Annotated in this window: 20 protein-coding genes; 8 read left to right on the top strand and 12 right to left on the bottom strand. The window is 50.7% G+C overall.

The genetic code is table 11. The annotated features are described in order from the left end of the window. Positions 1–97: 97 nt before the first annotated feature. From H164_RS0103710 to H164_RS0103700, 3 genes are read right to left on the bottom strand one after another with little or no spacing between them, the layout of a single operon-like run. The gene (locus H164_RS0103710) at positions 98–460 is read right to left on the bottom strand and encodes a DUF5056 domain-containing protein (protein WP_008565029.1); all 363 of its coding nucleotides are present in this window, start codon (positions 458–460) and stop codon (positions 98–100) included. Further along, positions 453–989, bottom strand: coding sequence for an RNA polymerase sigma factor (locus H164_RS0103705; protein ID WP_019967373.1), 537 nt, complete (start codon positions 987–989; stop codon positions 453–455). Before H164_RS0103705 ends, H164_RS0103710 begins: the two co-directional genes overlap by 8 nt. Before the next feature lie 10 nt (positions 990–999). Continuing rightward, a complete protein-coding gene (locus tag H164_RS0103700) occupies positions 1,000–1,773 on the bottom strand; it encodes a DUF6249 domain-containing protein (protein ID WP_025830301.1) in 774 nt (257 codons plus the stop codon). Positions 1,774–1,881: 108 nt separating this feature from the next. Between H164_RS0103700 and H164_RS0103695 the strand changes: the two genes are divergently transcribed. Continuing rightward, positions 1,882–3,168, top strand: a complete 1,287-nt coding sequence (locus H164_RS0103695; protein ID WP_019967371.1) for a methyltransferase RsmF C-terminal domain-like protein — start codon at positions 1,882–1,884, stop codon at positions 3,166–3,168. After that, on the top strand, positions 3,165–3,659 hold the full coding sequence (locus H164_RS0103690; RefSeq protein ID WP_019967370.1) for a dihydrofolate reductase: 495 nt from the start codon (positions 3,165–3,167) through the stop codon (positions 3,657–3,659). The genes H164_RS0103695 and H164_RS0103690 overlap by 4 nt, the downstream gene beginning before the upstream one ends. Here the strand turns inward: H164_RS0103690 and H164_RS0103685 are convergent. From H164_RS0103685 to H164_RS0103650, 8 genes are all read right to left on the bottom strand, one after another. After that, the gene (locus tag H164_RS0103685; protein ID WP_019967369.1) at positions 3,654–4,157 is read right to left on the bottom strand and encodes an Lrp/AsnC family transcriptional regulator; all 504 of its coding nucleotides are present in this window, start codon (positions 4,155–4,157) and stop codon (positions 3,654–3,656) included. The genes H164_RS0103690 and H164_RS0103685 overlap by 6 nt on opposite strands. Positions 4,158–4,235: 78 nt before the next feature. Next, on the bottom strand, positions 4,236–4,727 hold the full coding sequence (locus tag H164_RS0103680; protein ID WP_025830302.1) for an ExbD/TolR family protein: 492 nt from the start codon (positions 4,725–4,727) through the stop codon (positions 4,236–4,238). Further along, positions 4,720–5,250, bottom strand: coding sequence for an ExbD/TolR family protein (locus H164_RS0103675; protein ID WP_019967367.1), 531 nt, complete (start codon positions 5,248–5,250; stop codon positions 4,720–4,722). The genes H164_RS0103680 and H164_RS0103675 overlap by 8 nt, the downstream gene beginning before the upstream one ends. Then, a complete protein-coding gene (locus H164_RS0103670) occupies positions 5,237–5,767 on the bottom strand; it encodes a membrane protein (RefSeq protein ID WP_019967366.1) in 531 nt (176 codons plus the stop codon). Before H164_RS0103670 ends, H164_RS0103675 begins: the two co-directional genes overlap by 14 nt. Beyond that, a complete protein-coding gene (locus H164_RS0103665; protein WP_019967365.1) occupies positions 5,761–6,609 on the bottom strand; it encodes a MotA/TolQ/ExbB proton channel family protein in 849 nt (282 codons plus the stop codon). The genes H164_RS0103670 and H164_RS0103665 overlap by 7 nt, the downstream gene beginning before the upstream one ends. Positions 6,610–6,623: 14 nt before the next feature. Further along, a complete protein-coding gene (locus H164_RS0103660; protein WP_019967364.1) occupies positions 6,624–7,400 on the bottom strand; it encodes a TatD family hydrolase in 777 nt (258 codons plus the stop codon). Between the two features lie 23 nt (positions 7,401–7,423). After that, positions 7,424–8,395 carry a polyprenyl synthetase family protein gene (locus tag H164_RS0103655; RefSeq protein ID WP_019967363.1) on the bottom strand — a complete coding sequence of 324 codons (972 nt, stop codon included), beginning with the start codon at positions 8,393–8,395 and terminating at the stop codon, positions 7,424–7,426. Continuing rightward, entirely contained in the window at positions 8,396–9,118 is a 723-nt protein-coding gene (locus H164_RS0103650) for an energy transducer TonB (protein WP_019967362.1), read from the bottom strand. It abuts the gene before it with no gap. A 340-nt stretch (positions 9,119–9,458) separates the two neighbouring features. Between H164_RS0103650 and porQ the strand changes: the two genes are divergently transcribed. Both porQ and cmk read left to right on the top strand, forming a co-directional pair. After that, complete coding sequence (gene porQ / locus H164_RS0103645; protein ID WP_019967361.1) at positions 9,459–10,400, top strand: type IX secretion system protein PorQ; 942 nt, start codon at positions 9,459–9,461, stop codon at positions 10,398–10,400. Then, a complete protein-coding gene (cmk, locus tag H164_RS0103640) occupies positions 10,397–11,089 on the top strand; it encodes a (d)CMP kinase (RefSeq protein WP_019967360.1) in 693 nt (230 codons plus the stop codon). Before porQ ends, cmk begins: the two co-directional genes overlap by 4 nt. 20 nt (positions 11,090–11,109) lie before the next feature. On the opposite strand, the gene H164_RS0103635 is transcribed toward cmk, so the two are convergent. Further along, positions 11,110–13,083 (bottom strand): glycoside hydrolase family 97 protein, encoded by a 1,974-nt coding sequence (locus tag H164_RS0103635; RefSeq protein ID WP_019967359.1) that lies wholly within the window; start codon positions 13,081–13,083, stop codon positions 11,110–11,112. 329 nt (positions 13,084–13,412) lie between these two features. Between H164_RS0103635 and H164_RS0103630 the strand changes: the two genes are divergently transcribed. From H164_RS0103630 to H164_RS0103615, 4 genes are all read left to right on the top strand, one after another. Continuing rightward, positions 13,413–15,107, top strand: a complete 1,695-nt coding sequence (locus H164_RS0103630; RefSeq protein WP_019967358.1) for a putative transporter — start codon at positions 13,413–13,415, stop codon at positions 15,105–15,107. 340 nt (positions 15,108–15,447) lie between these two features. Continuing rightward, positions 15,448–15,852 (top strand): hypothetical protein, encoded by a 405-nt coding sequence (locus H164_RS15850; RefSeq protein ID WP_248616178.1) that lies wholly within the window; start codon positions 15,448–15,450, stop codon positions 15,850–15,852. Positions 15,853–16,005: 153 nt separating this feature from the next. Then, positions 16,006–17,721: a hypothetical protein gene (locus H164_RS0103620; protein ID WP_026356222.1), complete on the top strand. Its 1,716-nt coding sequence runs from the start codon at positions 16,006–16,008 to the stop codon at positions 17,719–17,721. Positions 17,722–17,941: 220 nt separating this feature from the next. Continuing rightward, positions 17,942–18,282: HU family DNA-binding protein (locus H164_RS0103615; RefSeq protein ID WP_019967355.1), on the top strand; the 341-nt coding region annotated here is incomplete at its 3' end.

The raw sequence follows: 18,282 nt of genomic DNA, 5'->3' as shown, positions 1-18,282 counted from the left end.
AAGCAATAAATAAAAAAGCGAGCAAAATGTTTTTGTTCGCTTTTTTGAGTGTTTTGTTAAATAAATCAAATAGGGTTTATCCGTCTAAACACAGCCGCTAAATGAACCTCCGGGCATTTGTTAAGACATGATATACAGCAAATACCATCACCAAAACAACCCCTATGTAGGTCAACAACGCCGTAGTCATGTTCCATTCCGGCATGACAAGAGAGGCAAAAAAATTATTCCAGAGATGGCTAAACGCCACAAAGAGCACTCTTGTTCCTTGGTGCATGAAGAAATAAACCACTGCGATGAGCGTGCAAAGCAATGTCCACAGCGTATTCAACCGATGCATACGGGATACCGGAAGCTGCCGCATCACCCTACGGGAGAAGCCTCGGTCCTCGATTTCTCCTATCCGATTAGCTTCAAAGAAGCGTGTAATCAGTTTTTCATCAATATTATATTCAGTCATATCCATTCTGTTTTAGATAAACGGTAAGCTTCTGTTTGCCACGCGAAAGATGGCTTTTCACCGTCCCTTCTGCCATGCCTGTGATGGCAACAATCTTGTCAATGCGTTGCCCTTCGATAAGTTGAAGCGTGACACAAAGACGTTCTTTGGGCGACAAAATACGCAGGGCATGCTGCAAATCCAATTTTAATCCGCTGTCAACATGGGCCGCCTTGGCAGCCAAGATGCCCGGAGTATCGATGTTACCTGTTGGCTTATGATGGCGCACATAGTCGTAAAAGGTGTTGTAGGCAATGCGGTAAAGCCACGTGGAAAAGCTCGATAAGCCCCGAAAATGCGTGATGTTGGTATAGGCTTTGACGAAGGTATCTTGCGCAAGGTCGTCACTGAGCTGCGCATCTCCCCCCGTTTGGGCAAGGAAGAAACGCCGAATAGGCGATTGATATTTCACAACCAGTCGGTCGAAAGCCTTCCGGTTGCGAAACACAGCCACCTGTGTGACGAGAGAGATATCGGTTGGTTGCTTCACTTATGAGAGCTTATTGCGTGTCGCCTTCGGTTTCCTGCTGCTCATTCGCTGCAGGTTTTTCGTCATAGGTTTGGTCCTCGTCTGTCATGTCGTCAGCATTTGGAGGCGTCATACCACGCGAAGTGCGTGCGATAAACATCTGTCCGGCTCCCATACAAAGCACTAATACGCCTACACCTATCAGTCCTTCGGCGTCGATGAACCAGAAAAGCCCCATGAGTCCAAGGCCTATTGAGACGTTCCTGATGCCGCGTTGCCATTGTCCTTCTCTTGTATAGGAACGCGAGGTACGGGGCTTTGCTTCCGAAGGTATGGCCTGTCCGCTCTCCATAGCCTTCTCGGCGAGCAGCACTTTGTCGTTGTGTCGCTTGAAAAGATAGCGCAAAACGAGTACGACAACAATGAAAGGAGAAATAAGAAGTAGGAAGATAAGCACGATTATCAGCAGGGCAAATAGCACAGCACTGGCGCCCAGGGTGCCCGTGATGGCCTTAACGAACCACGATGCATCATTGAAATCATCTGCATCTTCGTCGTAACTCGACGTGTACGTGGTGTCGGTGGTGTCCATAACGGTGGCATCGGCCGCCGATGTCGTGTCTGAGAAAGCATCAATGCCCTCATCTTTCGCCTTTCCCGCGGCCGTTTGATGTGCTTTGTCATCGGGGTTTGCCTTCCCCGATAAGGCTTCCGTGCGCGGTGTATGCCTGTGTCGTTGTGCCACGACCACGTCGGTTGTTCCCAATGTCAGCACTAACAGAAGTGCGATTAGAGTTTGTTTCATATTCATTATATTGATTATTATCTGTGGTTTAGACGAAACCCCGGCTTATTTAGTTGCAAAGGAACGATTTTTTTCCTACATTTGCACCATCATTCAAGACAATATACGATGCAACTGCCGACAGATTTCACAGAATACACCCGTAGATTGATGGGCGATGCACTGTATGCCACGCTCGAAAAAGGCCTACGCGAGGAGCCGCCCGTGAGTATCCGACTCAACCCTTTCAAAGGAGCTGCGGCGCGTCTTGGCGTAAAAGACAGCGCAGGAGGCGTGGCTTGGTGTCGCGATGGCGTGTATCTGAAGACGCGTCCCGACTTCACTTTCGACCCATTGTTGCATGCCGGACTTTACTATGTGCAGGAGGCTGCATCGATGTTTGTGGACCATGTGCTGCGTGAAGTAGTCAAAACGCCGGTCAGAATGCTTGACCTTTGCGCGGCTCCCGGCGGAAAAACCGGCTGTGCCTTTGCTGCCTTGCCCCACGGAAGCATGCTTTTCAGCAACGAACCTGTCCGCAGACGGGCGAGCATTCTCAATGAGAATATATTGAAATTTGGCGTCCCCGATATCGTTGTTACCAATAATTACGCCTGCGATTACAGCCGAAGCAGGTTGCAGTTCGACATCGTTTTGGCCGATGTTCCTTGCTCCGGCGAGGGCATGTTCCGCAAAGATACGGGGGCGATTGACGATTGGAACATGAAGAAAGTAGAGGAATGTGCCCGCCTGCAGCGTGAGATTGTCAGCGACATCTGGCCTTGTCTGAAGCCAGGCGGACTGTTGCTATATTCTACCTGTACGTTCAATGCGCACGAAGATGAGGAAAATGCGGCATGGATTGCACGGGAATTAGGGGCCGACTTCGTGGAGATTCCGACGGAAAAGGCATGGAACATCACGGGGAGCCTCATTGATTCGAATCCCGTCTATCGCTTCATTCCGGGAAAAACGCGCGGTGAAGGTTTCTTCTTGGCTGTGCTTCGGAAGTACGGAGAAACTGAAAATGCGAACGAAGAGAAGCGGCTGAAGATGGTGAGAACCATTGACGAAAAGGCTTTAAAAGGGTTGCATGTGCTGTCACATGGCCCACTCCCCGACACAATAAAGGGTAAACAAACCGTTCCCGACCACTCGAAAGCCTTGTCTGTTGCAGCAGATTGTTCGGCTTATCCGCGCATATCGATTGATTATTCGCAGGCCATCGCCTACCTGCACACTGAAGCCATCACGCTTCCCGAAGGCAGTCCGCGTGGCATTGTACTGATTACTTATCGCGGATATCCGCTCGGTTTCGCCAAAAACTTGGGCAGTCGGGCCAACAACCTCTATCCGCAGGCGTGGAAAATCAAGAGTTCTCACCTTCCGAAAGAACCAACCATCGTACTCGAATGATACTCTCTCTCATTGCTTCCGTAGCCAAGAACCGGGCCATCGGCTATCAGAACAAGTTGCTTTATCCCTTCAAAGCCGACCTCGAACGCTTCAAACAATTGACCACGGACCACACGGTTATCATGGGCCGACGCACGTTTGAGTCGCTCCCCAACGGTGCTTTGCCCCACCGAAGGAACATTGTCATCAGCCGTTCCTTTGCATCTTTCCCCGGTTGCGTGCGGGTTTCATCATTCGCAGAGGCCTTGGAACAGTGCCAAAATGAAGAAGAAGTATTCATTATCGGGGGAGAACAAGTGTACAAAGAAGCCATCAATCGGGCCGAAAAGCTCTATCTAACAGAGATAGATGCCATGCCCGAGCATGCCGATGCCTTCTTTCCTGACTATCAAGATTGGCACAGAACATACTACGAAACACATAAAAAAGGCGAATATAATCCGTTTACATTCGCCTTTACTGTCTATCAAAAGCCCATACTCTGCCTATAAATCCTCCTCATCTTCACCTTCTTCGTCATCAACTTCCATCTCGCTGACAGGCAACTGACGGTCGATGAGCATGCTGAAAGAGATAATCGTCTCGCTTCTCGACAGGCCCAAGGGCTGCAATTTGTCGTGAATAATCTGCATCATGTGGTGATTATTGCGCGCATAAAGCTTGATAAAGAGATCCATTCCGCCCGTAGTCGTATGACATTCCACCACTTCCGGAACTCGCTTTAAGGCCTCAATTACGGCATCATGCTTCTCAGGTTCCTTCAGATAAAGGGCCACATAAGCACACGTTTCATAGCCTATCTTCTCGGGATCGATAATGAATTGCGAGCCTTTCAACACGCCTAAAGACGTTAATTTCTGCACCCGTTGGTGAATGGCTGCGCCACTTACGTTGCATGCGCGGGCTACTTCGAGGAACGGGATACGTGCATCCTCAGCAATAAGTCTAAGGATTTTCTTATCCAATGCGTCTAAATGATGATGTAACATGGTTTATATTAATTTGTCTACAAAGGTAGTATATTTGTTTGAATATTGCAACTCAACGGCCAACTTTATGACAAATCGTTATTCTTTTTCACTTTTAATGCGCCCATTTTCCACTGCCGAATAGTTGATTTTCAAGGCTTTTGCCTGACGCAAGGCTTGCTTTACGGCATTGATTACACGCATCTTGGTATCTTTGTCCGCCTTTATCGAGACCGTCATCGCCTGCTTGTCCTCGGGAGAAAGGCGGTTCCTTTCGGCCGAAATATAGTCGATGATTTCCGCAGGCGTCACATATTTGTCGTTCAACTGAATGCACGAACCGTCGAATATCATGCCCGCAGCAGGATATTTCTCATCGAAAGGCCGGCCGATATGAATATAACTGACGGCCGATTTCTTGGTCAATCGCGTCAATTCCCGGCCTTGTGGCACCCGACACTCCACTTTTAAGGTCTCCTTTCGCATGTGGGTTACGATCATAAAGAAGAAAAGAACGGAGAAAATCAAGTCGGGAAGCGAGGCCGTATTCAGCCCCGGCATCTCGTGCGAACGCCTGCGAAACCTACTCATCTCGACCTCCTTTCCCTACCATGTCGTAGGTCTCGGCCACCCGTTGCGGACAAATATCGCGGATTTCCTCGCGCTGTCGGGGCGAAAGATGATGGTAATCATAGCCGAATTTCTGTTTGGAAGCGCGGTCACGCCAGGCACGATAGGCCTCGACAAGGGCATTCTGAACATGGAAATAGACATCGTAGGCCGACTCAGGACTGGCATCTATGGAAATCAGATGGTCTTTTCCACGGGCCATGATGAAGCGCGTTACATGGCCGGAGAGCCGGTTCAGCGGCATCGGTTTGCCGTCTACAAGCAACAAATTCCGGTCGGTTATCTTGATTTCAAGCAGTTTTTGACGGTTGATTTCTGTCTCTTCCTGCTGCGGTCTACGCTCCACGGGCGGCAATTGTCGTGAAAGTCCCTTATCAATATCCATGGAAGAGGCCACCAAAAAGAATATCAACAGCATGAAAGATATGTCGGCTGTCGACGTCGTATTGAGTACCGGGACACCGTGTTTCCTATGCTTGAACATGCTTTTTCCTTGAACCTCTGTAATATTTCGTGGCACCATAGATCACTGTTCCTATGGCTATCGCCAGCAATAGGACCGAAGTATAAATGAACATATCCGACACCTTGAGCCAAAACCAGTCGTGATAGGCCTTCCCATTGACCGACATTGCAGTCCCGGATGCCACAAGGAAAGCAACAATAAAGATGCCAATAGTTCCGAACATCACGCAACGTGAGATGCGCAAAGCAGGCACATTGTTCTCCATTCCGCTTCCCTTTCCGCGCAAACGACGCACACTTCGCACCACAGCCCACACCGACAAGCCACACGAAAGCACCACGAGCAGCAGCATGAAAACCAGCAACAAGTCGGTGAACAAGGGCGCATTGAAACTCGGATCGTCGGCAAACGGACGATCATAAGCCACAAAATAGAACAAAGCAAACACCATCACAGTCAATGCTATCAGCAGGTAAAGCACGCGTTGCGAGATGCGTTCCGTGGGCCAATGGGCTATATTGTGCAACTTCAACATTCGTTCTTCAACTTATATTTCATCACCGAGTCCAGCAAAGTGATGGCACTTTCTTCCATTTGTGACGTGATATGCTCGATCTTTGACAGGATATAGTTATAGAAAACCTGCAATATTAGGGCCACGATGATGCCGAATATGGTCGTCAGCAAGGCCACTTTCATACCCGAAGCCACGATGGTTGGACTGATATCCCCGGCCGTTTGGATTTGGTCAAAGGCCATAACCATGCCGATAACCGTGCCAAGAAAGCCCAGAGAAGGGGCCATTGCGATGAACAAAGTTATCCATGAACAGCCCTTTTCAAGGTTAGATGACTGCACAGATCCATAGGAAACGACCGACCGTTCTATGTTATCTATGCGCTCATTAATACGTTCTAAGCCTTGATAACAGATGGAAGCAACAGGCCCGCGCGTGTCTCTGCACAAGCTTTTTGCGCCCGTTATGTCACCTTGCATGAGCTTTTCATCGAGGTCGACCATGAACTTTTTGGCATCAATTTCAGAGAGACTGAGATAGATGATACGCTCAATACAGAAGGAAAGTCCGATGACCAAGGCCAAAGCCACCAGTGACATGAAGCCCGCATTGCCCTCGATGAACTTGGTTTTCAGAGCCTGATGAAAGCCTTCGCCTGCCACTTCGTCGCCCAACAACGCCGTGCTGTCGGCCGAAGCCGCATCGATTTGTGCCGCAAGGGCATCGTCGTTCGCCGCCGTATCAACTTTTGTCGTGTTTGGTTTTGCCGAACCTACGGTCTTGTTCTGCGCCATTATCGGAGCACTAAGCACCCCTATCAGCAGCGAAAGCACCGCAAAACGCACCATCAAATGTTTCATTTCTATTTTCGTTTTTAGATTTTCGTGAATATACGTCTGACGTTTTCTTCGGTCGTTTGGGCCACTTTTTCAGCCGAAACGCCGTAGACTTCGGCCAGTTTCTCCAATACCAACCGCACAAAAGCACTCTCATTGCGCTCGCCCCGATGTGGAACGGGGGCCATATATGGGCTGTCGGTCTCCAAAACAATACGTTCCAAGGGGACCACAGCGGGCAAGTCTTCGCGCAGATGGCTGCTCTTGAAGGTTAACACACCGCCTATTCCCAATGCGAACCGCTCGAATTTCAACAGCTGTTCGGCCTCTTTTTGGTTGCCCGTAAAGCAGTGGAAGACACCCCCTGATAGCTCTTTCTCATAGCGTTTCAGGATATGCAGCAACTCGTTCTGTGCCTTTCGACAATGAATCATCAGCGGCAATTGCGTCTCGACCGCCCACTCTACCTGTGCTTCAAAGGCCAAAAGCTGTTCCCGTTCGAACGTTCTGTCCCAATAAAAGTCGAGCCCCACCTCGCCAATGGCAATGAAAGAAGCTTCCGTGAAGCGTGCTTTCAGCTGGCAAAGTTGCGTCTCCCAATCGGCTTTCACCTCTTCTGGGTGTAGCCCGATCATCGGAAACGCATAGCCGGGAAACTGTCTGCAAACTGCAAGCACCGTGTCTACGGACTTCAAATCGATGGCCGGAACGAGCACACGGCCCACACCTTGCGCCTTAGCTCTGCCGATAACGTCGGGCAAATCGGCCTTGAACTCCTCGCCGTCTAAATGGGTATGCGTATCAGTGAATGTCATTTCTTCCTGTCAGATTACCGCCGTCAATACTCTCGTTCCATCATCTTACGGGCATAAAGCCGCAATTCGGCCTTGCGGTCCTCGCCCACTTGCACGGCATCAAGATACTTTTTGCTTGCTTGGAAATAGCAAGCTATCTTCTCACTTGCCAGCTTGTCCACACCCACCTTATTATATATAGCCGTCACGGCGGCCACTTTCTCATCGCAATCAAACGTCTTTGCCTCGATCCAATGCACCAGTTCGCGACGCAATTCAGCGTCGGCACGGTTGAAAGCATTGATGAGCATGTAGGTTTTCTTGTTGCTGATGATGTCTCCGCCAATCTTTTTTCCGAACACTTTCGGGTCGCCATAGACATCAAGATAGTCGTCTTGAAGTTGGAAAGCCAGCCCTATCTGCTCGCCAAACTTATAAAGATTCTCTTGATCCTGCTTGGGCGCGTCGGCCAAAATGGCCCCGATTTTCATCGCACAAGCCAAGAGTACGCTCGTCTTGAGGCGTATCATCTCGATGTATTCGGCCTCGGTGACGTCGTTACGTGTCTCGAAATCCATATCATATTGCTGGCCTTCGCCTATCTCCAAGGCCGTTTCCGTGAACGTATGGAGCACATCTTGCAAGTAAACCTCACGGCATTTTGCCATGCGTTCGTAGGCAAGTACCAGCATAGAATCGCCGCTAAGAATGGCCGTATTGGCGTCCCACCGCTTGTGAACCGTCTCATGTCCGCGGCGCATCTCGGCGTTATCCATCAGGTCATCGTGCAACAATGTGTAGTTATGATAGGTCTCCAAGGCGCAAGCCTGCATGAGAACCGACTCCGGATTGTCCTTATATAGATTGTAAGCCAGCAGCAGCAGTATCGGCCGGATACGCTTTCCGCCCATCGAAAGAACGTATTTCACGGGTGCATACAGCCCTTCCGGCTTGCGATTGTACTGCAAATGGTCAAGAAAGTCGTTGACTTTCACTAAGAGTTCGTCTGCTTTCATTTATAACTTAAAGTTTATCGGGATTACAAACAACGTCCTGCAAGGTTTGTTTTTCTCTACTCCCGGTTTCCATTTCGGCATCATCTTCACCACGCGCAAGGCCTCTTGGTCGAGCAAAGGGTCTATGCCTTTCTCTATTTTCTCGCCGGTCACGGAGCCATCCTTGTTGATAATGAACGACACGACCACCTTTCCTTCCAACCGTTGTCGCTGTGCCAAGGCCGGATAATGCAAGTTGTGCGTGAGCCATTTCATCAGTTCGACCATGCCACCGGGGAACTCCGGCAGTTTTTCCACAATGCGGAAGTGCAACGGATTGCTGTCGTCGGGGGCCGTTTGCGGCAAGGCTGCGGTCGGATTTGCATCGTCTTGGCGCACCGTTTGGCCGTTTTGCCCCCCTGTCCCGAGCTGGGCATCGCCGTTGTTCGGGTCGAGTCGGCGGACCATATCGGGTTCCTTGTCCACGGCTTTCAGCTTTTCGGTCACCGAATGTGGGGCGGCATTCGGTGCAGCGGCAATCATGTCGCGCGTGTCCATGGCCGGCATCAGTTCGAGGTCCTCGCTCATCTCGTCGGTCATCTCGTTGCCACGGCCGTCTTCGGCGGGTGGAGAAACGTATTCAAACCCCGTGTACAGCAAGGCCAACACCAACGTCAAGCCCAACAAGAAGTGCGTTGTCCGCTTGTGTTCTAAGTCTGCACGATATGATTTCTTCAGTTCCAAATTGTCTGAAATAAATTCTTTCCCGACCCGCTTTGCACGGCATGAAACGGCATCATTCGACCTATTGCGCGACAACTGCGGCCAGACCGGTTTTCAACATGGGCTATATTGCCCTGCAATATCAGCCATATTGGTCGCTAATATCAGCCATTTTACCGTGTAATATGGGCCATATTGCAAGCCGATATGGCTGATATTGCAAGCCCCGCTCCAGCAAGCTGTCCGGCAGGCCCTTTCACCTTGCCCGACGCTTTTCGGTCGATGCTGCTACTTTGTGAGGCAAAATTAATGCTTATATTTGAAAAAAGCCGTATCTTTGCCGAATAATTAGGAAAATTAAATGAAAAAAACTGCATGCGCACTGCTGCTGTCCTGCTGTGCAATATCGGCCATGGCACAGGAAAGTCAGACAGGATATAATTTCCTGCGGCTGCCTGTCGGTGCGCATAATGCAGCCGTCGGGGGAGACAACATCAGCCTTGTTGAGGACGACGAAGCCCTTATTTTCAGCAATCCCGCACTGCTTTCGAACGTCTCGGACAAGACCGTTGGCCTCAATTATATGCGCTATGGCGGGACAAACATGGGGAGTGCGGCCTTCAATCGCAACGTAGGCGAGTACGCGTCGTGGGCGGTTTCGGCGCAATACATGGACTATGGCACCATGAAAGAGGCCGACGAGAATAACAACCTGACGGGCACTTTCACGGCAAAAGACATCGCCTTGGCCGGTTATTTCGCCTATATGCTGACCGAAAAGCTTGCAGGTGGCATCGCAACCAAGTTCATCATGTCTTATATCGGCAGCTATCATTCAACGGCAATGGGCGTGGATTTGGGGCTGAACTACTATGACGACAACGATTGGTCGGTCTCTCTTGTGGCCAAAAACCTTGGCGGTCAGCTCAAAGCCTACGACGAATCGTTTGAGAAAATGCCCCTGGACGTGCAGCTGGGTGCGTCGAAAAGGCTCACGAACACGCCGTTTCGCTTCTCTGCAACCCTTGTGGATATGAACCATTGGAACTATAAATTCATTGACCATTTGGCTGCCGGTGTCGACGTAAACCTGTCGGAAAGCATTTGGATAGGGCTGGGATACAACTTCCGTCGCGCCCATGAAATGAGCATCACCGACACATCTGGCAACGAAAGTAGCCACGGAGCGGGCTTCAGTATGGGCGCGGGACTGAACCTTGAACGCTTCAAACTCAACCTTGCCTACGGCACTTACCACGTCAGTAACCATTCAATCATCATCAATATCGCATATTCTTTATGAAGAAAATAACCATCGCCATCGACGGATTTTCGTCATGTGGCAAGAGCACAATGGCCAAAGAACTGGCCAAAAAGATAGGATATATCTACGTAGATACGGGCGCCATGTATCGCTCGGTGACCCTTTTTGCCATGCGACATGGCCTATTTAATGCCGATGGAAGCGTGAAAACAGATGCGCTGAAACAGCAGATGAGCAACATAGATATCACGTTTAAGTTCAACGAAAAGGCTGGTCGACCCGACACATATCTCAACGGTGAGTGCGTGGAAGAGGCCATTCGGACGCTCGAAGTGAGCAACCATGTCAGCCCGATTGCGGCCATTCCGTTCGTAAGAGCGGCCATGGTGGCCCGCCAACAACGCATGGGAAGGGACAAAGGTATCGTGATGGACGGGCGAGATATAGGCACAACGGTGTTCCCTGAAGCCGAACTCAAGGTGTTTGTCACGGCATCTGCTGAGGTAAGGGCACAGCGCCGCTACGACGAACTCAAGGAAAAAGGCATGCCGGCTGACTTCGACGACATTCTGAAAAACGTGCAGGAGCGCGACTATATCGACAGTCATCGCGAGGTGAGTCCGCTGCGTAAGGCCGCAGACGCTATCGAACTCGACAACAGCCACATGACGATTGCCGAGCAAAATGATTGGCTGATGCGACAAGTGCAGCAGAGAATCGAGGGTTAAAAGGCCACTTCGAGACTGCTCTACTCATTGACAATCACTCCACCATTGGGCTGAACCGTCACCGTCAGTCGGCCGTTCCGCCCCACTTTCTGCTGCTTCATACCCGGCGTAAGCCACAATGAACCTTTATTCTTGAGGCCGTCTGCATATACTTTAACCACTTTCCCGACAAACATCGGCAGGTCGAGCGTCAAAGTCAGTGGCTTCGGGTCGGCATTGATGGCGGCGGCATACCACTTGCCTGCAGTAGTCTGTCGGGCTACAGCGAAATACTTTCCGGGATAACCGCCAAGGAAGCGTAGGTCGCTCCATGCTGTGGGCAACTGCCTGAGCCATTCGATTTCGAAGGCAGGCAGTGTAGCGAGCGCATTGGGCGTAAGTGCCACGCAATTCACGCTTGTTTGGTTGGTGATGGCTGTCGCCATTTCAAAGATATCACCTGTAAAACGTTGATGACGGCTTTTATTGTCCTTACTCATATAGCGGTTCATCAGCACACCACCCCAATCGAAAGCCGCAACAGCATTGCGTGTGAAAGGATACATCGTGAGTTCAAAGGCTTCACGCTTGGCATGATAGTCCGTGAAGTACACGTTCTCACTTGCTAAAGCAGCCTCACTCGCCACGAAGTTCGGATACATACGTTCCCAACCGCGCGGCAATGTGCAACCATGAAAGATGACCTGAAGCCCATAGTCGTTGGCATCGCTGAGGATATCCCGATAAAGTTGCAGCGTCTGTTGCTTGTCGCCGCCGAAGAAGTCCACCTTGATGGCTTTCACACCGATGCGTTGCATCCATGCCATGTCGCGCTTGCGACTAATCGGATTGTTCATTACATTGCGTGGGCCCTGCGGTGCATCGTTTGCCGCGCCGTTGCTGTTATACCATAACATTAGACCGACGCCCTTACTCTGCGCATAACGGGAGAGTTGTTCAATGCGGTCGTAACCGATTCGCTTGTCCCACAGCGCATCAACGAGAATGTATTCGTAGCCCATCTTCGAAGCCACGTCGATGAACCTCACTTGATCGTCGTAGTTGCAGCTCTCGTCCATCCAAAGTATCCAGCTCCATGTGTACCTGCCCGGCTTGTATTCGGCCTTTGCTTCGTAGCGTGGCTCCACCACGTCGTAGGGCACGGTGGTCTCAACAATGGGCTGCAGCGAGCGGCCCACGGTGATGGTGCGCCACGGCGTGCTTCCCGGCAGCGGGACGGCAGCGTATTCGCTCCCGACGCCGTTGTTCTCGCCGGGCTGCGGATAGGCCACGTGATAGCCCTTGCCGGGTTCATATTCGGAGAGGCGGCACCCGGGATAGTCTTCCGTTCCCGTTTCGGAGATGAGCAGCCATGTGTCGGCCTTGCCGTTCGGTATGCGGTAAAGGCAGGGAAAGGTGTAGCCCACGCCGAAGGCCGACTTGTCTGCCAGTCGTGCGTCTGGGCGATATTCCTCTTCGTAGCTGGGCTTGGTGCGCTCCCACCCCGTCATGGGCTGTATCTGCGGCGTGAGGAACGTGCGCGTGTCGTCAGGCAGATTGAAGCCACTTACCTCGCTGCGGATAACGGCACAGCGTGGCGTTCCGCTTTTCGGGCGAAGCAAGGTGTAGCGATAGGCCACATCGTTATTCGCAACATTGAACGTGATTTGCAGCGGAAAGCCTTTCGCGTTCACCATGTCAAGCATCAGTTGATTGGCCCCATAACTGACGTGTGCACGCTTCGTGCGTGTCATGTCATAGGACACCTGAATGCGCTTCTCGGTGACCTTGACGAACTTCATACCCTGCGTGAAGTCGCCATAGTCTGCCGTCAGTCCGAGTGCCGAGGGTCTGAGCACTTCCGCCCCATCGTAACTAACCGTGTAAGACGGGCGCCCACCCTCGTTGCTGATGGTCAACATTAGTTTCCCGTCGGGTGAGCAGACGGTGTGATTGTCGGCAAAGCTTCCCATTGAGAGGCATAAGCCTAATGCAAATAAAAGGTTTTTCTTCATGTTATTACGTAAGCGTTGTTCAGTTTTCGCAAAGGTAAGACAAAACCGGCGAACGGCAAAATCGAAAGAAACAAATCTGGCTTTTCTGCCTCCTTAATTTAACGGGAGTCAGAGATAAGCCATAGGAGAAACGGCCTTCCAACGCCTCAGTTGAACAAAAAACACACGTCTGTTCGGGATAAGATGGTCTTGCAGAAACCGCTATGAGCATATTCAAAAGAGGGTACTCTTTTTTACAATATGGAAACAGTACTACCAAAATAAGATAGCATTTATTTTGCCAATCACTAAAAACTCAGTACATTTGCAACCATATTTATACTAAAAATATGGACTGGTTAATTAATCTTTTTACCACAACTGACTCAATAGCCCACATTGCATTGCTCTATGCCATTGTAATCTCTGTTGGAGTCCTATTGGGCAAAGTGAAAGTAGGCGGTATTTCATTGGGCGTCACCTTCGTACTCTTTGCCGGAATTCTCGCAGGTCATATAGGCTTTACTGCTCCTATCAATATCTTGGGATTCATACAGGACTTCGGACTTATTCTCTTTGTGTTCTGCATCGGTCTTCAGGTAGGACCGGGCTTCTTCGAGAGCTTCCGCAAGGGTGGCGTGACCCTTAATCTGCTGACCACGGCAATTATCTTGCTCAACATTGCCGTGATGTTCATTTGCTATTGGGTCTTTTTCGACACAAGCAATGTCAACAACCTCCCAATGATGGTTGGCACGCTCTATGGAGCCGTGACCAATACACCCGGACTTGGTGCCGCCAATGAGGCCCTTACGAGCATCTTTACACCCAGTCGCATGCCTCAGATTGCATCGGGATATGCCTGTGCCTATCCGCTTGGCGTACTGGGCATCATCGGTGCAACCATTGCTATCCGCTATATCACGCGTGTGAAATTAGAGAAAGAAGAACAGAACCTTGCTGAACAAGAGGATGAAAATCCACACGCAAAGCCTCACCAGATGCATCTGAAAGTGAGCAATGCCTATATTGCCGGACGCACACTGCTTGAGATTTCCCAATTCCTCAATCGTGATGTCATCTGTTCGCGACTGCTTCACGATGGCGAAGTGACTATCCCCAATCGTGACACCATCTTTAGCCTTGGCGATGAAGTGCTCATTGTGTGTACCGAAGCCGACGCCGAAGCCATCAAGGCATTCATCGGCCCGGAAATAGACACACCATGGCACACAGAGGCCGAAATACAGCCACTGATCAGCCGCAGAATAGTCGTGACCAACCCTGCCATGAACGGCAAGACATTGGGAAAAATGCACTTCTCAAGTGTCTATGGCGTCAATGTCACCCGCATCACCCGCCAAGGCATGGACCTCTTTGCCGGCCGTAATCACCATTTCCAGATTGGCGACCGCATCATGGTAGTTGGTCCCGAAGACAATGTGAACCGCGTGGCCGACATCATGGGCAACAGCATAAAGCGTCTCGATGCACCCAACATCGGTACCATCTTCATCGGAATCATCATCGGTATTCTCTTCGGGAGCATTCCACTCGCTATCCCGGGCATGCCGGTTCCCTTGAAACTCGGTATCGCCGGCGGCCCACTGATTATCGCCATATTCATAGGCCGCTTTGGCTATCATTTCAAACTTGTTACCTATACCACAACCTCGGCCAACATGATGCTACGCGAAATAGGACTCGTGCTCTTCCTTGCATCGGTGGGCATCAAGGCCGGTGCAGGCTTCTGGGAAACCGTTGTGCAGGGAGACGGACTGAAATATGTCTATACCGGCTTCCTCATCACCATCGTTCCCATTCTGATTGTGGGAACGATTGCCCGCCTACGCTACAAGTTCAACTACTTCACCATCATGGGTATGATTGCCGGTTCATATACCGACCCCCCGGCACTGGCCTACGCCAACAGTGTCTGCTCGCGCGAAGCACCGTCCGTAGGCTACTCCACCGTCTACCCTTTGAGCATGTTCCTGCGCATCTTTACGGCCCAGCTCATCGTGCTGTTCTGTTGTGGGGTATGAAGCATTTTCTTTCCTAATTGTTTGGAGGTTAAGAAAAATAGTCTTACCTTTGCTGCCGTGAAGCAAAACCATTTGACATATCGCATATATATAAAAGGTGTAACGCCGATGCAGAGAAACTTCAACTTCTCTGCATCTTTTAACGCTTTTTATTTGGCTGGTTCAAATAATTTGCTAACACACACACACACACACACACACACACACACACACACACTTAGCGCACCTGGCGTTTAAACGTCTTCACGTACGCGCGCGCGAAGAGCGTGCAACCCCAATAAACAAAGGGCTTCTCGGAGTTCCCTTTGTTCGCGTTTTCGTGTCCCTTTACGAGCAAAAAATGAACGAAATAAGGGAGCAAAATGTAGGGACGCACGGCTCGTGCGTCCGCTCACCACGGTTAACAAGTTGGCAGTTAACAAGCCATTGGAGCGGACGCACGAGCCGTGCGTCCCTACATGCAAACAGCACAATCAAGATAACAACAATAAATATGAAGAAAATGGAGAGTAAGAAAAGGGCATACACAACGCCCGAGATGAAGGTTTATCCGATGCAGGAAGACAATCTCTTGCAGGCCGTCAGTGGTCAGCACCAGCACATCGGACAAGGTGGTAGCTTTGGCAATGCAAAGCGAGGCAGTGATGAGGAATGGGAGGAAGCCTCACCCGAAAGCCTCACCCCCAACCCCTCTCCAAAGGGAGAGGGGAGTGATTACCCAAGCTATAATGTGTGGGGAGAGTAAAAGAGTAACAAGTAACAAGTAACAACCAACACCCACCCCGTCCCTCCCAATGGGAGGGAGACCTAACTTGAGAAAAACTCAGAAGAGACCCGCAAGCTCGGACTCCCCTCCTTCGGAGGGGCTGGGGGAGGTTCATATTAAGAATTAGAACAAATGAAAAGATTAATACAGGCAAGCATGTTGCTCATGGTGGCAGCACTACTTGCAGCTTGTGCCAATGAAGACGTTGCACAGGACAAAAAGAAAGAGAACGAAACCGAAGCACCAAAGGGTGGCGTCATCTTCGCAGCCAACGGACCGAAGGCTTCAGCAAAGCGACTGTCGATAGACGGTGAGGAAGAGACGGCAGGCGCGAAGACGCGCACAATCCTCAAACACACACCCGGCCAAGGAGCCGATGCTTATTGGAAGAGCGATGACTACATCTGGGTGAAAGACAAGAACGGCACATGGCAGAAGAGTACGGCCATCGAACTGCACGACGGCGGAACCAGCGCAGAGTTCACCCTGCCCGGCAGCAAGGCCGACTACCTCGACGGTTGCGAAGTACGCTACACAGGGCACGGTTCTTCCGCTTTCTATGCTACCCCTGAAAGTGCCACTTCGGTAGGGTTGTACAAACATTACGACTTCCCTACAGCCAATGACTATACTTGGGCCGGTCACATCGGCGACTGCGGTTCAGGTAAAGCAAATAATACAGGCAACCCCGACAAGTTCAACTTTACGCTTGTGCATAAGCCGGCTTATCTTTGCTTCCTGCCCCGGTGTGAGAATGCAGCCCTTGCACCCAATATTCGGCTGACACACATCAAGATGACTGCTACAAGGTGCTATAACAACCCTTCAAGCAATTTGGTCGACCTGTTCGACTTTGATGGCGAAACCGTCGGCCCCGGTGCCCAAGGGAGCGCAGGATCTAACGTGATTGATATAGACATTTCAAACTTTCCGCTCACCACTGCTGCCAATCCGGAGGCCAATTCCACCTATGTCATCGTTCGCCCCGACAAATACGACTTCAAGATAGAATACACCATCAAAGACCCAACGACAAACTTGGAGACTGTCGTCACGGACGTCAGAACCGGAATCACCCTCGACAAGGGCGTTATCTATGACGTGACGGCCAATCTCACACCAGCTTCTGTTGCCCATGGGAACTACTACATGTGGGGAGCAAAGAATCATTATTGGTATGGTTACGAAAGCTATCGGCCTTTGGTTAACGGCGCTTTTGACCCACATTGGCCTGACCCCGACGCCTCATACGTAAACATGAACGACCGCGGCTACGACCATGGGGGCACCGGCACATCTACCAATCTTGTCCTTTATGATGCCAAGGCAGACGCTTTCGGTGGGATGCAAGGCATTCCCAACGTCAACGAGCAGTGCTGGTATATTGCGAAAGGCGACCCACATTGGGTCACGGGCAGCGTTTTTGCACAGAACGGCCATCTCGTTAGCTTCAATGGCATTTGGTTAAGAAAGAAGAGTGCCATTGTGGCCTATCTCAAGGCTAATGAAAGCTATCCAAGCACGCTTACATGGGACGACTTGAAAATGGGCTACCGACGCATGGCTATTGAAGCTCCCAGAGACTTGCGACAGATTTATTTTCCGTATCCCAGTAGTATTCCAACTCTCGGCACCCCCAGTAATCTCGCAGACTATTTTTTCCTGCCCACATTAGGCAGCTATAATAATGGTACACTGATTAGCGTCGGCTTCGCTGGACTATACTGGTCTACAAGTAGTACTCCGTTTAGCATCAAAGAAGGGTTCTACATGGTATTTAGCAAAGCAAAAGTTCTACTGGACCACGGTCACCGCAGTATCGGAATATATACGCAACCGTTCGAATGATGGATATGCAGCATAGCATACTTCTACACCCAGCTGCTGGGTATCGTCCTACCCAGCGAATATATCCTCCGCTACCCAGCTGCTGGGTACAGGGCGACATAATCGCTGGGTAGGGAGCTGCCCAACAGCTGGGTAGGACGGCACTCTGCGAATGGGGTGAAAACGAATGAAATTCGTGTGTTTTTTTAATTATATTACAAACCTTAAAATTTAATTTGTTATGTTAGAGTTTACAGTGAAGTCGCGTAAGGCGACAATGGGAAAATTGAAGGGCAAGACGGTGTATATCGCTGTGCCCAAGGGTCAACAAAAGCTGACGCCGGAGATGGTGCTCGAACGCATCGTGCGCGAAACGTCGCTCAGCGAGGGCGATGCCCGCAACGTGCTCATCACGCTGCGCAACCTGATCATGGAGTGTGCACGGCTGGGCGTGGGGCTCGACCTCGGCGACATCTTCTCGCTGCGCGTGGTGGTGCCCTCGAAACAAATCGAGAAGGAAATCGACGTGACGGCAACCTCTGCCCTGAAGCCCGCCAAGCTGGTGCTGACATGGAAAGACAC

The sequence above is a fragment of the Segatella maculosa DSM 19339 = JCM 15638 genome, assembly GCF_000382385.1.
In the GTDB taxonomy this organism is placed as follows: Bacteria; Bacteroidota; Bacteroidia; order Bacteroidales; family Bacteroidaceae; genus Prevotella; species Prevotella maculosa.
The sequence above is the reverse complement of the archived record's forward strand: the minus strand, read 5'-3'. Positions and strand labels throughout refer to the sequence as shown.

Bases quoted from the DNA above. Each gene is read 5' to 3' on its own strand.
- H164_RS0103710 (WP_008565029.1), bottom strand. From the start codon at position 460: ATGACTGAATATAATATTGATGAAAAACTGATTACACGCTTCTTTGAA.
- H164_RS0103700 (WP_025830301.1), bottom strand. From the start codon at position 1,773: ATGAAACAAACTCTAATCGCACTTCTGTTAGTGCTGACATTGGGAACA.
- H164_RS0103695 (WP_019967371.1), top strand. From the start codon at position 1,882: ATGCAACTGCCGACAGATTTCACAGAATACACCCGTAGATTGATGGGC.
- H164_RS0103690 (WP_019967370.1), top strand. From the start codon at position 3,165: ATGATACTCTCTCTCATTGCTTCCGTAGCCAAGAACCGGGCCATCGGC.
- H164_RS0103685 (WP_019967369.1), bottom strand. From the start codon at position 4,157: ATGTTACATCATCATTTAGACGCATTGGATAAGAAAATCCTTAGACTT.
- H164_RS0103680 (WP_025830302.1), bottom strand. From the start codon at position 4,727: ATGAGTAGGTTTCGCAGGCGTTCGCACGAGATGCCGGGGCTGAATACG.
- H164_RS0103675 (WP_019967367.1), bottom strand. From the start codon at position 5,250: ATGTTCAAGCATAGGAAACACGGTGTCCCGGTACTCAATACGACGTCG.
- H164_RS0103670 (WP_019967366.1), bottom strand. From the start codon at position 5,767: ATGTTGAAGTTGCACAATATAGCCCATTGGCCCACGGAACGCATCTCG.
- H164_RS0103665 (WP_019967365.1), bottom strand. From the start codon at position 6,609: ATGAAACATTTGATGGTGCGTTTTGCGGTGCTTTCGCTGCTGATAGGG.
- H164_RS0103660 (WP_019967364.1), bottom strand. From the start codon at position 7,400: ATGACATTCACTGATACGCATACCCATTTAGACGGCGAGGAGTTCAAG.
- H164_RS0103655 (WP_019967363.1), bottom strand. From the start codon at position 8,395: ATGAAAGCAGACGAACTCTTAGTGAAAGTCAACGACTTTCTTGACCAT.
- porQ (WP_019967361.1), top strand. From the start codon at position 9,459: ATGAAAAAAACTGCATGCGCACTGCTGCTGTCCTGCTGTGCAATATCG.
- cmk (WP_019967360.1), top strand. From the start codon at position 10,397: ATGAAGAAAATAACCATCGCCATCGACGGATTTTCGTCATGTGGCAAG.
- H164_RS0103635 (WP_019967359.1), bottom strand. From the start codon at position 13,083: ATGAAGAAAAACCTTTTATTTGCATTAGGCTTATGCCTCTCAATGGGA.
- H164_RS0103630 (WP_019967358.1), top strand. From the start codon at position 13,413: ATGGACTGGTTAATTAATCTTTTTACCACAACTGACTCAATAGCCCAC.
- H164_RS15850 (WP_248616178.1), top strand. From the start codon at position 15,448: ATGAACGAAATAAGGGAGCAAAATGTAGGGACGCACGGCTCGTGCGTC.
- H164_RS0103620 (WP_026356222.1), top strand. From the start codon at position 16,006: ATGAAAAGATTAATACAGGCAAGCATGTTGCTCATGGTGGCAGCACTA.